11 protein-coding genes are annotated in these 12,977 nt (G+C 60.9%); 6 read left to right on the forward strand and 5 right to left on the reverse strand.

Annotated features, from left to right (window positions below; translation table 11 throughout):
- Positions 1-43: 43 nt before the first annotated feature.
- The gene (locus ABWI03_RS17370) at positions 44-1,207 is read right to left on the reverse strand and encodes a PucR family transcriptional regulator (RefSeq protein WP_296556273.1); all 1,164 of its coding nucleotides are present in this window, start codon (positions 1,205-1,207) and stop codon (positions 44-46) included.
- Positions 1,208-1,393: 186 nt separating this feature from the next.
- Here ABWI03_RS17370 and ABWI03_RS17375 point away from each other — a divergent pair, with 186 nt between their 5' ends.
- Positions 1,394-2,554, forward strand: coding sequence for an iron-containing alcohol dehydrogenase (locus ABWI03_RS17375; RefSeq protein ID WP_298780901.1), 1,161 nt, complete (start codon positions 1,394-1,396; stop codon positions 2,552-2,554).
- Between the two features lie 208 nt (positions 2,555-2,762).
- Here ABWI03_RS17375 and arr read toward each other — a convergent pair whose 3' ends face one another.
- Positions 2,763-3,185, reverse strand: a complete 423-nt coding sequence (gene arr, locus ABWI03_RS17380; RefSeq protein WP_296556277.1) for an NAD(+)--rifampin ADP-ribosyltransferase — start codon at positions 3,183-3,185, stop codon at positions 2,763-2,765.
- Between the two features lie 831 nt (positions 3,186-4,016).
- On the opposite strand from arr, the gene ABWI03_RS17385 reads away from it, so the two are divergent.
- From ABWI03_RS17385 to ABWI03_RS17400, 4 genes are all read left to right on the forward strand, one after another.
- On the forward strand, positions 4,017-4,421 hold the full coding sequence (locus ABWI03_RS17385) for a VOC family protein (RefSeq protein WP_298780904.1): 405 nt from the start codon (positions 4,017-4,019) through the stop codon (positions 4,419-4,421).
- Positions 4,418-4,702 (forward strand): winged helix-turn-helix transcriptional regulator, encoded by a 285-nt coding sequence (locus tag ABWI03_RS17390; protein ID WP_166814012.1) that lies wholly within the window; start codon positions 4,418-4,420, stop codon positions 4,700-4,702. Before ABWI03_RS17385 ends, ABWI03_RS17390 begins: the two co-directional genes overlap by 4 nt.
- 195 nt (positions 4,703-4,897) lie before the next feature.
- Entirely contained in the window at positions 4,898-5,068 is a 171-nt protein-coding gene (locus ABWI03_RS17395; protein ID WP_298780910.1) for a hypothetical protein, read from the forward strand.
- 329 nt (positions 5,069-5,397) lie between these two features.
- Entirely contained in the window at positions 5,398-6,831 is a 1,434-nt protein-coding gene (locus ABWI03_RS17400) for a DUF1254 domain-containing protein (RefSeq protein ID WP_298780913.1), read from the forward strand.
- A gap of 215 nt (positions 6,832-7,046) precedes the next feature.
- Here the strand turns inward: ABWI03_RS17400 and ABWI03_RS17405 are convergent, their stop codons facing one another.
- Together ABWI03_RS17405 and ABWI03_RS17410 are read right to left on the reverse strand one after the other, a co-directional pair.
- Positions 7,047-7,535: a DUF1214 domain-containing protein gene (locus tag ABWI03_RS17405; protein ID WP_298780916.1), complete on the reverse strand. Its 489-nt coding sequence runs from the start codon at positions 7,533-7,535 to the stop codon at positions 7,047-7,049.
- A 135-nt stretch (positions 7,536-7,670) separates the two neighbouring features.
- Positions 7,671-8,138, reverse strand: coding sequence for a MarR family winged helix-turn-helix transcriptional regulator (locus tag ABWI03_RS17410; protein WP_296554554.1), 468 nt, complete (start codon positions 8,136-8,138; stop codon positions 7,671-7,673).
- A 136-nt stretch (positions 8,139-8,274) separates the two neighbouring features.
- Between ABWI03_RS17410 and ABWI03_RS17415 the strand changes: the two genes are divergently transcribed.
- Positions 8,275-9,480 (forward strand): DUF3089 domain-containing protein, encoded by a 1,206-nt coding sequence (locus tag ABWI03_RS17415; protein ID WP_298780920.1) that lies wholly within the window; start codon positions 8,275-8,277, stop codon positions 9,478-9,480.
- Positions 9,481-9,575: 95 nt separating this feature from the next.
- Here the strand turns inward: ABWI03_RS17415 and ABWI03_RS17420 are convergent, their stop codons facing one another.
- A complete protein-coding gene (locus ABWI03_RS17420; protein WP_298780922.1) occupies positions 9,576-12,728 on the reverse strand; it encodes a multicopper oxidase family protein in 3,153 nt (1,050 codons plus the stop codon).
- Positions 12,729-12,977: the final 249 nt, after the last annotated feature.

Raw genomic sequence — 12,977 nt, forward strand, 5'->3', positions numbered from 1 at the left:
CTCCGAGGCCGGGGGCACGTCATTAGAGATCTCTCTGAAGAGGTCAGCGTTCGGCACGTCCTGTCGCCTCGATGACCCACGAAATCTCGATAAGAACGTCTGTCGAGTTCAACGAGCATCCGGTGAGTTCTTCGAATCGAGCAAGTCGATAGCGCAGCGTGTTTTCATGGACGAACAACTCGTGCGCTGTCGCACGCACGCTCCGGCCGTTTGCCAGATACGCTCGCAGCGTCTCGATGAGCACAGGCCGAAATCCAGCATCCTCGCCCAGTGGCTCGAGATACCGGCGACGCAGCAATTCGACCAACTCGCCGTGATCCTCGACTGCCGTCCGCCATGACACATCGTCCAAGCTCATGACCGCCGGCCGGCCGCGCCGCAGCCCGACCTCCAACACGTGGGCAGCGACGTCGAACGAATTGCTTATCTCGCCCAAGCGCACCGGTGGGCCCAACCCGATAACTGCAGCGACAGGACGAGGCAACAACGGACGGCGGATGCCGATCACGCCTACGCAGTCGTCGCCGACGATACCGACGACGGAGACTGTGTTCGTTTGTCCGACATCGGTTTCCAGCGATCGCCTGAGCCGTTCCGTCAGTTCCGGATCGTGACCGTCGAGCAGCCTCGCCCGGACCGCGACGTAGTTGCAACCAAGGTCCAACCCGAACGCAGCAGCGTGACGCGCCAGCTCCGGTCCACCCAACATTCCCAATGACAGCCGCCGGACAAAGCTGTCACGCAACCGCACGTCGCGAAGCACCTCGGCCACTTCCAGCTCGTAGTACACGCGAGATATTCGAGTCGACGCGATGTCGGTGACGGCCCACAACAGGTTCGAGAAGCGCAAGATTGCCTCCGCAGGCACACCGAGGGCCATGCACTCCTGCTCGAAGCGTCCCCGGATGACGTTGATGCACAGCCGATAAGCCCTGATCATGTCATCGACGGACACGCCGAGCTCGAGCCGCGCCCGGGCGACACTCACATCGAGAATGTCCTCCGGCTCAGGCAACGAACCATCCCGGATCGCCTGGACCGCGACTACGACGTTGCGTTCGATGGCAAGACGGAGATCCGCCATCGGAACAACGCCATAGGACGCGATGTCCAATGAACCCACCTCGACCGCTTCCTGAGTGATCGCCTCGACTTGGTCGGTCAGGCGATCAACCACGCGGTCGACCAAAACATCTCGCTCATCCATTGCCATCGTTTCCCTGCCCTCGCCGTCAGCATTGTTCAATCCTCCAAGGTGGAAGCGGCAATCTTATAGCCTTCTACAACCCGCTTACGAGGAAACTCGTCAGTGACGGTTTCGTGCCGTCAGGCACCGAGCACAGCCAATGTTCTCTACTGTAAGGAAATTGCAGCGATGCCAAGAGAATTCACAATGCCCAACACCAACGCGATCGTCTACGGCAAGGACGCGCTGGGGGCACTTCCCGACGTCATGGCACGAAAGGGAGCCAGCAGAGCGTTGGTGATGATGTCAGGTTCACTGGCCGGATCCTCGGCCGAGCAGGAACTACGAGTCCACCTCGGCAACACCGTCGCCGAGGTATTCTCCGCCACACCACAGCACGTACCCCGCGAGGCCGTACTCGCTGCCGCCGACATCGCCCGATCCCGCAACGTCGACTGCGTGATCAGTGTGGGCGGCGGAACCCAGATCGATGCAGCAAAGGCAGTGGCGATGTGCCTGGCCGCCGATGTCACCGACGACGCCGGCTTCGACCGCCACCGCATCCGCTTCACCTACCCGAACACGTTTGTCGTGCCGCAGGTTCCCGACGCAGTCGTCCCTCATTTCGCGATACCCACCACTCTCTCAGGTGCAGAGAACACAGATCTCGTGGGTATCACCGATATGCGAACCCGGGAGAAGCACACGTACCGCTCACCCTTGCTGGCACCCACTGCCGTAGTACTCGATCCGGCGATGACCACGACCACCCCCGACTGGTTGTGGGGTGCGTCGGGAATCCGGGCCGTTGATCACGCCGTGGAGAGCATTCTTTCGGCGGGCAGTACGCCAGTGTCCGATGCGTTGTGTACCGAAGCCCTCGAACTCCTCAACACCAACCTTGCACACAGCGTCCGAAACCCACGAGACACTGACGCTCGGCTCCAGTGCTTGCTCGGCGCGTGGTTAGCGAGTTTCGCCATCACCAATTCCGGTGTCGGACTCTCCCACGCGATTGGGCACCAGCTAGCCGCAGAATTCGACATCACCCATGGCGTGACCTCAGCAATAATGCTGCCACACGTAATTGCCTTCAACGCCAGATCAATTCAGGAAAAGGCGCAACGAATAGCGAGCGCATTCGGCCGAACGATCCATCCTGGGATCACCGCAGCAGATGCGGCACACGACGCCGTTCGGGAACTCGTCACGAGTGTCGGTGTGCCTGCCACCATCTCTTGCGCGGGTGGACGGCGCGATGCTCTCCCCGCAATTGCAGCCCACGTAATGCTCGACCACACCATTTCTGCCAACCCCCGCCCCATCACCGAGAGCGACATCCTCAGATTATTGGAGGCGGCATGGTAATCCCTGCACGAGCGCGCTCGTCGCTGTCACCGTTTCCTCGTCCGCCTACACCGCAGGATTTCCCCCGCCATACACGACAGCAGGCTCGGCACGTGACGGCGTCGCATGGGAGTTGTCGCCACTCGAAATCAATAAATCCATCATCGTCGAGGTGGCACCAAGACGCTAGCTGCCAGATCGAGGACCTATCGACGCTTCTATGCGCACCTCAGTTGAGGATCTCGCCACGTTCGCTCGAGAGAATCGCAGTCAACCGTTGGCGCCAGATCTGCAGCTGCTCGGGAGTCAATCGCGTCCAGTCGGTGATCTCGTCGACGATGCGCAAAGGGGCGCTACTGCGGTAGGACCGGGTGGGGTTGCCGGGGAATTTCTTGTCGGTCACATTCGGGTCGTTCTCGAACGGCCCGGTGGGCGCTACCGCGTATACGCGTGGGGGTGCCTCACTGCGTGAGAGTTCTGCTGCGATCTCCGCTGCAAGACCGGCGCCATCGACAAGAGCGGTGAAGTAAATGTGGTTCATCACGATCTCGGGACGGTAGTTCGATCGGCGCCCTGCGGTCAGGAGCTCACCTACGCGTAGGTCCGCGATCGTGCCATGGAAGAACGGGCCCTCATCGAGTAGCTCAGACACCTTGAATCCTCTCGCCAATCGGGTGGGACGAGCAAGTGTGCCGCATCACCGGGGCCTTGCCGCAAGCCCCCACCGTCGTTGTATTCTGAAAGTGTCAGGCGTTCAGGGTTTTTCTCTGCCGCAGCTGCTCAGTCCACATTTTTGAATCAAAGTCATTCATTCATAAACCTCCTTCCATCTCGGTAGAGGCGGCAGAGGGAAATGAAGAGCGCTCTCGCGGGAAACCGATTTTCATTCCAGGAGACTTCGATCGGTGAATTAAGCCGCGCCAGCACGTCGGGCCAAGCTCAGCCTTCACCAAATGTGTTGCAACTCTTTATCAGTGTGGCGACCAAGCAGGTTAACTTCGTCAGCGGTTCTGTTGCCGCGGTGCCACGGTTCTTGCCGGTGCGCTCCGCACCTGCGGACCGGTCGACGTCTCGACTGGCGAATACTCGACCCCGTCGAAAGTGAGGGCCGGTCCGGCGAGGTCGCCGAACGGGAGGTAGCCGATTTTGTCCGGCAGTGGTGATCACAGCAACCAGTTCGGCGGTGATAGCGACGCCGAAGGGGTCGACTGCGGCAGCAGCCTGAGTGTCAACGGCGTAGATATTCATAGTTCCGCCCGAAGGGGATCAGGCGGGTTGGTGCGGTAATGCGGTTGCCTACCATGATGTTTGAGATTTTCGAGAAGCGACCAAACTCGCGCCCCAATACCGGGACTGCAGGCCGCAGACCTTCCCGGAAAGACGGACAACGCAGTTGGGTGACTGCTCCCCAGCGACACCGACTCAGCCAGAGTGCACAACCTGACCCTTGACAGCGTACTTGCATTTTGCAAGTGTGGATCACATGAGCCTGTTCATCACATGCCCGGTCGAGAGCGTCGAGCGCGCGACCACCTTTTACACCGCCCTGGGCTGGACCCTCAACGCCGATATGTCCGATCACAATGTGTCGTGCTTCGCGATCGCGCCCGAGCAGTACGTCATGCTCGGCAGCCGCGAGATGTACGCCAGCGTCGGCGGCGTCGAGGAGCTGGTCGGCGGACCCCGCACCCCGTCGAAGGTGACGGTCTCGTTCGACCTCGGCAGCCGCGAGGCGGTCGACGAACTCGTCGCCCGCGCCGGCGCCGCCGGTGGGCGCATCGGCGACACAGACGACTACCCCTTCATGTACCAGCGCCAGTTCGACGACCCCGACGGCTACCACTACTCGCCGTTCTGGATGAAGCCGGACACCGAAACGACCGCGTGAGCGACCTCGCAGCGGCCCTCGAAGTCGTAGGAGCACGGTGGGCGCTGCTGATCGTGGAGCGGCTGCTCGACGGGCCGCAGCGCTATGGCGATCTGCAGCGCGACCTCGGAGTGCCAACCAACATGCTCGCGACCCGCCTACGCGAGCTCGAAACGGCCGGCGTACTGACCCGTCTGCCCCTGCGGCACAACACACGGGCGTACGCACTCACCGACCGTGGGCATGCCCTACGCGGGGCAATCGTCGCGCTCGGACGCTGGGCCGCTGACGCTGAGGGGTGACAGCGACAGCTGCCTGAATGTCGGGCGTCAACTCTGCACCTACCTAGCGTCGACTATCCGGCACGCAATGAAGCCGACCTGCTCGTCAGCCAGCGACACGCATCCGAACCATCACCTGAACTCTGCTCTCCCGCTTCAACTTTCGCGCAAGGACGCAGTTGACCCGTAACCCCGTGAAGGCTCGACGGAGCGTACGTGGGGTTCGTCCCCGCTCGGCAGGCCGCGGCGTTCAGCAGCAGCGACCTTCGCGCTCACCTGCTCGATCGCATCACGATCGTGGCCGACCGTGACCTGATCAGTGGCCGCGGACTCTGCAGCGGCCTCCGGCGTGAAAGCCGACTGCGGGCGGAACGCCCTCGATGCTGATGGGAGTCCAGGCAGGCGAGATGCCGAGCCAACGCCTGATCCGGATCCACGATGGGGAATTCCGTTACAGAAGAATCGTTTCCGCCCTCCCGCGCCTAGCCCGCGTCGTCATCAGTTGCATTTGTTCTCGCCCCTTCGGCGACTCCGGCGGATTCCATACGGGCTCTCACGGTTCTCGGAGGAACCCGACGGGAACATTGCGATTCAAGGCTTTGCCCCTCGGAGGCCCGGGGCGCATTCATCCGCGGCGGGTGATGTGTCGCCGCCGAACCGAGGCCATGGTGAAGTCCGTGAAGTCGATCTCCCCGATTCGAAGCGAAAGGTAGACCATGACCCGATACGACGATCTCTCCGCTTCGGAATTCGCACAAGGATTCCCGACAGAGGAAACGATCTCGACTCTACGAGACGAACTGTTCTTCCAACGTGCCGTGCAGGCCTACCTGTGGTCACTACCCGCAATCAACATCTGGGCAATGAAAGAAGGCTCGGAGAAACAATTCGGTAGCGGCTACAACGTCCTTCCGATCTGGCAGAACAGGATCGATGCGAAAACACTGGTCACGACTCCCAATTTCGACGTCGTCTATGCGATGGGATACCTGGATCTGGACGAGCACGGACCACTCGTCGTCGAAGCCCCGTCAGGGGTCCTCGGAATGTTCGACGACTTCTGGCAACGCCCGATCGAAGGTCCCACCATCGACGGGCACACGTGGAAAGGCGATGTCGGACTCGCAGGTCCGGACGCCGGCGAAGGTGGAACATTTATCCTCCTGCCACCCGATTACGACGGCCCGAATCCCGAATCCGGATATGTCTATCGTTCGCGTACCCGCAATGTCTTTCTCTTCTGGCGAGCGTTCTTCTCCGACCCTCACGACTTGACTCCGGCGGTCGACAAGCTCGAGTCCACCGTGATCTACCCCCTCGGCGGTAAAGATCGTGCACTCGCGATGCATTTCCCACACGCATCCGGCGTCGAGTGCAACATGCTCTTCCCCAGTGACGGCACATACTTCGAGATGCTCGACAGATTCATCCAGAACGAAGCTGTCGACCGATCCGATCTCGATCTCCGAGGTTTCCTCCACACCATCGGAATCGAGAAGGGCACACCGTTCACACCCGACGAGCATGACCGCGAACTCCTCGACAAGGCAGCACGGACTGCATTCAAGATCTCGAAGGTGACCGTCACGCATCTCCTCGCCCTGGAACCCGGCGGGACGTACTACGACGGACTGCGATGGGTGAACACCTTTGCCGGAGAAAACACCGAGTTCCAATCCAGTGAGACTTTTACCAACCTCGAGCAGAGGACCGCCTTCTTCACCGCGGCCTACTCGGATTCTCCCGGCATGGTCATGAACATCGTGGACAAGGGCGCGAAGTATCCCGCGACGATGAAGGACGCCGACGGCAACTGGCTTGACGGCGCAAAATCGTATTCACTACATTTGCCACCCAAGATACCGGCAGCGCTGTTCTGGTCAGTTGCCCTGTACGACAATGTTTCTGCGTCGGGATTGGACAACGGCCAACCGTTCCCGTCGATCAACACCATGGACAAGCCCACCTACAATCAGGATGGTTCCCACGACATCTACTTCGGTCCGAACCGGCCCGCTGCAGCCGATGACAGCAACTGGCTACGCACGGTGCCGGGCAAGGGCTACTTCGTGATCGTTCGGTTGTACGGGCCGCAGCAAGCTTTCTTCGATCAATCCTGGAAGCCCAGCGACCTGAAACTTCTCGACTGACAACTGAGTATCGGGGTCGACGGCGGATATCTGACGAGGTCAGTCATTCCGGCCGCCGACCCCGAATCAGCTACTCCGTTCTCGGTGATACACGGTGACGCATCCCATCGACACGTCCACATTCTGACGGACTCTGACGGAGAGACTGTGTCCGACGCAGGCGACCGGCGGCGACAGCCCACCCGGACCATGACCGCTCACCGAGCCGCATCCCTTCAGCGCCGGATGAAGTCGGGCAACTGCCACGTACCGTCGAATGCCGGTTCGTCGGGCCCGTAAATCCGGAAGTACACGAACCACCCTTTTCCCGGGATCGTTCGGATCCATCGGTCGGAGCCGGAGGCAGGAGCAGTGGGTCCGAAATGCAGCCTGACGGGCGCGGTTGTGTCGACCTCGGAAAGCTCGTTCATCGAACGCAGCGCTGCGTTTCCTTGTTCGGTGAGAATTTCGCTGCGAGTCTCGGCGTCGTAGACCGTGATCGACCAGAACAATTTCGCCGGAACAGGTTGTGGGACATCGAGAGTGTACGGGTGCGCACCGTCCAAATAGCTACCGTCGGCGTCGCGGAGACCAAGCCAGTACAGTGATCCCGCCCCCGGACTCCGGCGGAACATCGCCGGGGATTCGATCTGCGCCTGATAGAACCACTTCTCTCGGGCGTAGAGTTCGGTCCCTACGAACGGTTTCCTCGGTGGGATAGCCACCTACATACCGATACGATTCACTCATCGTGCCGTCCTGACGCGGCCCGTCACCAAGTACACCTGACCATAGGTACCGGCTTCGCAACCGTGCATCACCCGCGAGGGGTGACGCACCAGCATGAACTGTCACATCGCTCAGACGCGAAGGTTCTCCGCAGCCTGTGACAGAGCCGCACCAGCATTGATCGCGCCGAGAATGCCCGCCAGGTCCCGGGTTTGATCGTCGGTCAAGTCCGCGAACATCTCTGCGCCCAGTCCGTCGAGCAGAGCGTCAGCCTCTGCCGCTGCCAGTCGCCCAGCATCGGTGGCAACCACCAAGCTGCGCCGACGATCAGTAGTGTCACGCGTCCGGGTTGCGAACTCCTTCGCTTCCAAATCGTCGATGACCGCCACCACAGTCGTCGGATCTATCCGGCTCCGTCGACCGAGCTCCGACTGCGACAGCGGTCCCTCGGCGACAAGCACCTTGAGCAGTGTGTAGTGCCGGGTCCGCATACCCAATGGAGCCAACCGATTCTCGGTCAATCGAAACGCCACCTGACCGAGCTTGACCAGCAAACACCCCGGATGAACGGCCACCGAATCCGGCACCAACGGTTCCATCGACACAGCTCCTCCCGGCGAGATCCCGCGAGCTCGCACGATCTACTTCGCAGTGCCTATAGTCAGCAGTGCGAATCATTTGTATGGTCTACCTCACAGTAGACGACCTGTGTGAAGCAAACACGACGGAGGATGCATGAAGACCGGACAAGCAACGTCGAACTGTTTGCGCACCAGAAAATCCCACGTTCGTGCACGTCGATCACTCTTTATCGCTCTGGCAACAATCCTCGTGGCGCCGGCCTTTGCTGTCAGCGCGACCTCACCGGCAACCGCAGAACCGCACTCCGGCACACAGTGGCTCTGCACGCCCGACCTCACTTCCGACCCGTGCGATCTCCCCTCCGACACCACCGATCTCCTGACCGGTGAAGTCCAACCACCGAAGGCAGACAGTGCCACCGACAAGCCCGTCGACTGCTTCTACCTCTATCCGACAGTCAGCAACCAGGTTGCGCTCAATGCCGACCCTGCCGCATCACCGGAAGTGCAGTCGATCGCGCGATTCCAAGCAGCCCGATTCTCCGACGTCTGTAGGGTGTTCGCACCCGTCTACCGACAGGTTCCCTTGCTCGGGTTGCCCGCCGCGCTCGCCGGTCTGGACGGCCCACTAGAACTCGCGTATGGCGACGTGCTCGCCGCCTGGAACGACTACCTGGAGAACGACAACAACGGTCGCGGGGTGATCTTCGTTAGCCATTCCCAAGGAACGATGATGGCACGCAAACTCATTCGAGAGCAGATCGATCCGAACCCGCAACTACGTACACAACTGGTCGGCGCCTTTCTCATGGGCGGAAACGTGACCACTGCAGCCGGGAAGACCACCGGCGGCGACTTCGCGAACATTCCACTGTGCACTCAGCAGGGTGAGACCGGTTGCATCACCGCCTATTCCACCGAACTCATCGGACTCCCGTCATTGTTCGGCAACAGCTCGTACGACCTCCTGTCGACCCGGATGGGTCTACCCAACGGACCTGGATTCCAAGTCGCATGCACAGACCCAGCGCTCTTGAGTGGCGACCCGCAACCCGTGGGAGTGACCATTCCGAGTGCGCCCTACTCCTTCGGCATCATCTCGGTCCTCATGGACTACACGACGTTGCCCGAGCCACTTCCCACCTCCACTTCGTCCTGGACCACCAGCAAAGGGCGAGGAGGCGGAGAATGCGTCGACACCAACGGATTCCACCGATACCGAATCGACATGACCGTTCCTCAACCGATCAACGAACTACCGCTGTTCGACACCCACCTACTCGACCTCAACTTCGGACTCGATCGTCTGGTCGACATCGCCGCCCAACAAACCCACACCTGGCAAACCGCCGGGCGTTGATCAAGGCGTCGCCAGGAGACTGCATCACGACAGTTCTTGCACGGTCATACTGGTTACCAAACAGGATCATTCAAGGCATACCCGGCTCTGGCCGGTCATCGACCCCCGAGCGGCAGTGCTCCCCCACCGACGGGATAGGGCGGGAGCGTCCCCACAAGAGTGGGTGTCAAAGTGGTCGCGGCCGGATCGGAGCGACCCAGCGTCAGTTTCCGAACTTCGGCACCCGTTCCGTTGCTCCCACTCACAAGGAGATCCGCGCCGGTAGTCGTACTCGTCGTCGCCACTTCGACGCCCGACCCTGGACCGGCGAAGGGATCGAAGGAGGCAACTTCCCGAAACGCTACGTCCGTCGAATGGTGATCCGGGCTCTCGAGGTACATCTCGGGCGCGCCGTCGAGCCTCGATCCACTCGAGAAGACACGGACGGAACCGTCCCCTCCGAGCATGCCCGCCACTATCGATTTCGCTCCGCCCTCGGCGCCGGCCACCCACCCCGTCGAAAGCGATACTCCGTCGTGATAGCCCTGGTCGAAGGCCAAGAACTGTGACGTCATCGCCGGCCCATCCGCATGACCTGCGTGTTCGTCGGAGCCACCCTTTGCCGCCGCCGTCGGTTCGTACAGGTCGTAGCGGAATGTCTTGACCAGCGGTTCCTCGCCCGCGCCTGGCGCTGTCACGATGCTCGCCCGACCTGAGTGACTGTCCACCATCCCGGTTGCAAAAGTGACGCCACTACTCGAACCCGGATATGGAGCGAAGGAGCCGAATTCTGCGGGCGCAGACTTCTTGTCCGGCGGAAGGTCGGTGGAGTAGATCTTGACCAGCGACTCCATTCCGGGGCCCGATGCGACGATGATGTTGTCCGCCAGAGCATTTCCGTCGATGTCGACGCCGCCGACACTCACTCCACCGCGGAAGCCCGAATCGAAGGGTGCAAACCTGGCCAGCTCGTCGGTGAACGGCACGCCTCCGACTGCGTTGTACGCCACTACTTCCGGAGCGGAGCCTGCACCTGTTCCAGCGACCAGATCAAGCACCATGTCTCCGTTCACGTCCGCCATCGCAACACTCGGGGTGCCTTCGAACGACGGGAAGGGCGTCACAGCAGTGATCAGTGTGTCGCCGTCGGCATCGAATATCTGCACCTTGGCGGGCACGCCGGCCGAACCAGGTATCGCGACGGCATATGTCGATACCTCGGGAATCACGTTGACGGTAGCCATCAGACCGTTGTCCTCGTGATTGAGTCGGTGGCAATGGATTACAAAGGTTCCGGTGTACTCGGTGAACTTCGTCCGCAACGTCACCGATGCTGGTTCCAGCGCATTCTCGTTCTCGTCTGTCACTGGCGCAGGCACGTTCACGTTGTCGATTCCCCAGGGCTGAATGCCCGTCGTGGTGCCGGCGACGGGATCGACGACTTCCGTCACCTGGAAGTCGTTGACGTGAATATGCATCGGATGTTCGTCGTTGTTGAGGTTCGTGATCTTCCATTCCTCGACGGAATTCAAACGCGGTTGAATCAACGGAATGTTGGGGAAGGTGTTGTCGGCGAACTCGTAGGTGAAGGCCTTCGGATCACTGTTGCTGGCCTTGTCGTTACTGAAGCCGCCCGAGACAGTGAGGTTGCGGGTCACGTCGGGTGTCATCGCTGCGGTATCCACGAAGGATGTGTAGGTGTCGAGCTTCTGTCCGAACTCGAAGGGAGTCGTCTTTCCTTCGCCCTCGTCTGGTGTGGCGCGGATCAGCTGCTGCGTCGGGAACGTGAAGAATCCGTCCGCGTAGCTGATCACCGACGGGTCGACGGTGACGGTTCCGAGTTCGGCGGGCGGATTGTCGGTACCGTTGTTGGTGTAGAGAATGCCCGGATTACTCACCGGTTTTGCACCCTCGAGCGGTGGCATCTCCAGCACCAGATCGCCGGACGCCGGCATCGTCACGGCGATTGCATAGCGCGAGGCCGGCGGAATCACCAGCCTGGTTCCGTCCCCGTCCACGGGTGGCCTGACCTCGTCGAACGGGTTTCCGTCCTGCCCCACGATTGCGAACTTCGGATGGGTGCCGGTTGCGGTTTCCGTCAACGTAACCGGCATGTAGGCAAAGTCGCTGATGTTGGCGAGCACCCAGATCTCGGTCTGCCCCGGCTTCAATTTCAGGGACGGCTGAAATTGACCGTTCACCGTGTACTGCACGTCGCGTTGGTTGTCCGGCAGGGAGAGATCGGCCGGGACGCTCGTCGACTCACCCACGAAGCTCTGAAGGTTGCCTGGTACGAATTGATTCTGTCCGCGATGATTGGCCGGCGACAGCGGTCCGGTGTACCAGTTGGTGAAATACTGCGCTCCCTGCGTGGTATCCGAGAAATTGACCGGCGCCAAGATCGGACGGTATGTCCCGTCCGCCAATTCCGTGCCGGTGGGCGGCGTCAAGGTGCTGACGAATTGGGGCCAGTTGGCATCGTTGAGCTGTCGCCCCTTACCTTTGCGGTCGAACACGAAGTTGTACTGCAGTGCCATGTCGCGGATCGGAATGTCGTTGGCCGTCACGACAGGCAAATTGCCGTCCGGCCGGCCGATTTCCAGCAGCCCGGCCAGACCCATGTAGGTCTGCTGGGCCGTGAGGGTGTGCCGGTGGCTGTGGTACCAGTAAAGTCCGTTCGGCATCGTCCCCGGAATCGCGTAGTCGTACACGTTTCCCTGACCGGCGGGGATGTTGAGCAACACGTTGTCCGCATTGCCGTCCGGACTCACGTGAACTCCGTGCGTGTGCAGATTCAAAGGAGCCGACGTCAGCGCCGGTGGATAGATCGGAACATCCCCGCCGGCCGGTGTGAATGCCGGATCGTAGAAGTCCTCGATCGCGAGGTCCTGCAGATCGTTGTCGTAGTGAATGATCAAACGCTCTCCGGGATTGACGCGGAGAGTCGGCGCCGGATAGACGTCACTCGCCGAGGTCGATCCGTCCGACGCCGTACCGCGGATGACCTCGTACCCGAAGAGGAGAAAATTCGACACCGGCGCGGACGCCGTATCGAGCGGAACCACTCCCTGATGGGCGGACAACCGCACTTCGAGGACACCATCTCGACTGCTCAGTTTCACCGGCTCCCGATAGTCGTCCGGGGCACCGTCCGAGCCGTAATTGGCGCCGACCTCAGGCGCCGATTCACCGGAAGTGCACGCGGCCAACGCCATCGTCATGGACACCACTACTACTGCGGCTAACGACTTTCCTCGCAGTGCGATCACTGGTTTCCCCGTTCCACGGCGGCGTGAGATACATCCGATCGACTCTCGTCAGCCTATCGAGAAAACATCCGCTGAACTGGATATTCGCGACAAATTGCCCACCTGGGGCGGCTTGCGAACTGCACGACGCCACTCGGCTCACCAAACCGATCAGAAATCGAGAAGCACAGCCAAGGGACCCGCAATTACCTTGAAACACATGAACACACCACAGAAGTCCACTTCCGACCACACGTCGTCAATCCACAC

Source organism: Rhodococcus baikonurensis (assembly GCF_040489275.1).
Lineage (GTDB): Bacteria > Actinomycetota > Actinomycetes > Mycobacteriales > Mycobacteriaceae > Rhodococcus_F > Rhodococcus_F baikonurensis.

What these genes read in the sequence shown, in the direction of transcription:
- ABWI03_RS17370 (WP_296556273.1), bottom strand. Translation starts at nt 1,207, where the DNA reads ATGGATGAGCGAGATGTTTTGGTCGACCGCGTGGTTGATCGCCTGACC.
- ABWI03_RS17375 (WP_298780901.1), top strand. Translation starts at nt 1,394, where the DNA reads ATGCCCAACACCAACGCGATCGTCTACGGCAAGGACGCGCTGGGGGCA.
- ABWI03_RS17385 (WP_298780904.1), top strand. Translation starts at nt 4,017, where the DNA reads ATGAGCCTGTTCATCACATGCCCGGTCGAGAGCGTCGAGCGCGCGACC.
- ABWI03_RS17400 (WP_298780913.1), top strand. Translation starts at nt 5,398, where the DNA reads ATGACCCGATACGACGATCTCTCCGCTTCGGAATTCGCACAAGGATTC.
- ABWI03_RS17410 (WP_296554554.1), bottom strand. Translation starts at nt 8,138, where the DNA reads ATGGAACCGTTGGTGCCGGATTCGGTGGCCGTTCATCCGGGGTGTTTG.
- ABWI03_RS17415 (WP_298780920.1), top strand. Translation starts at nt 8,275, where the DNA reads ATGAAGACCGGACAAGCAACGTCGAACTGTTTGCGCACCAGAAAATCC.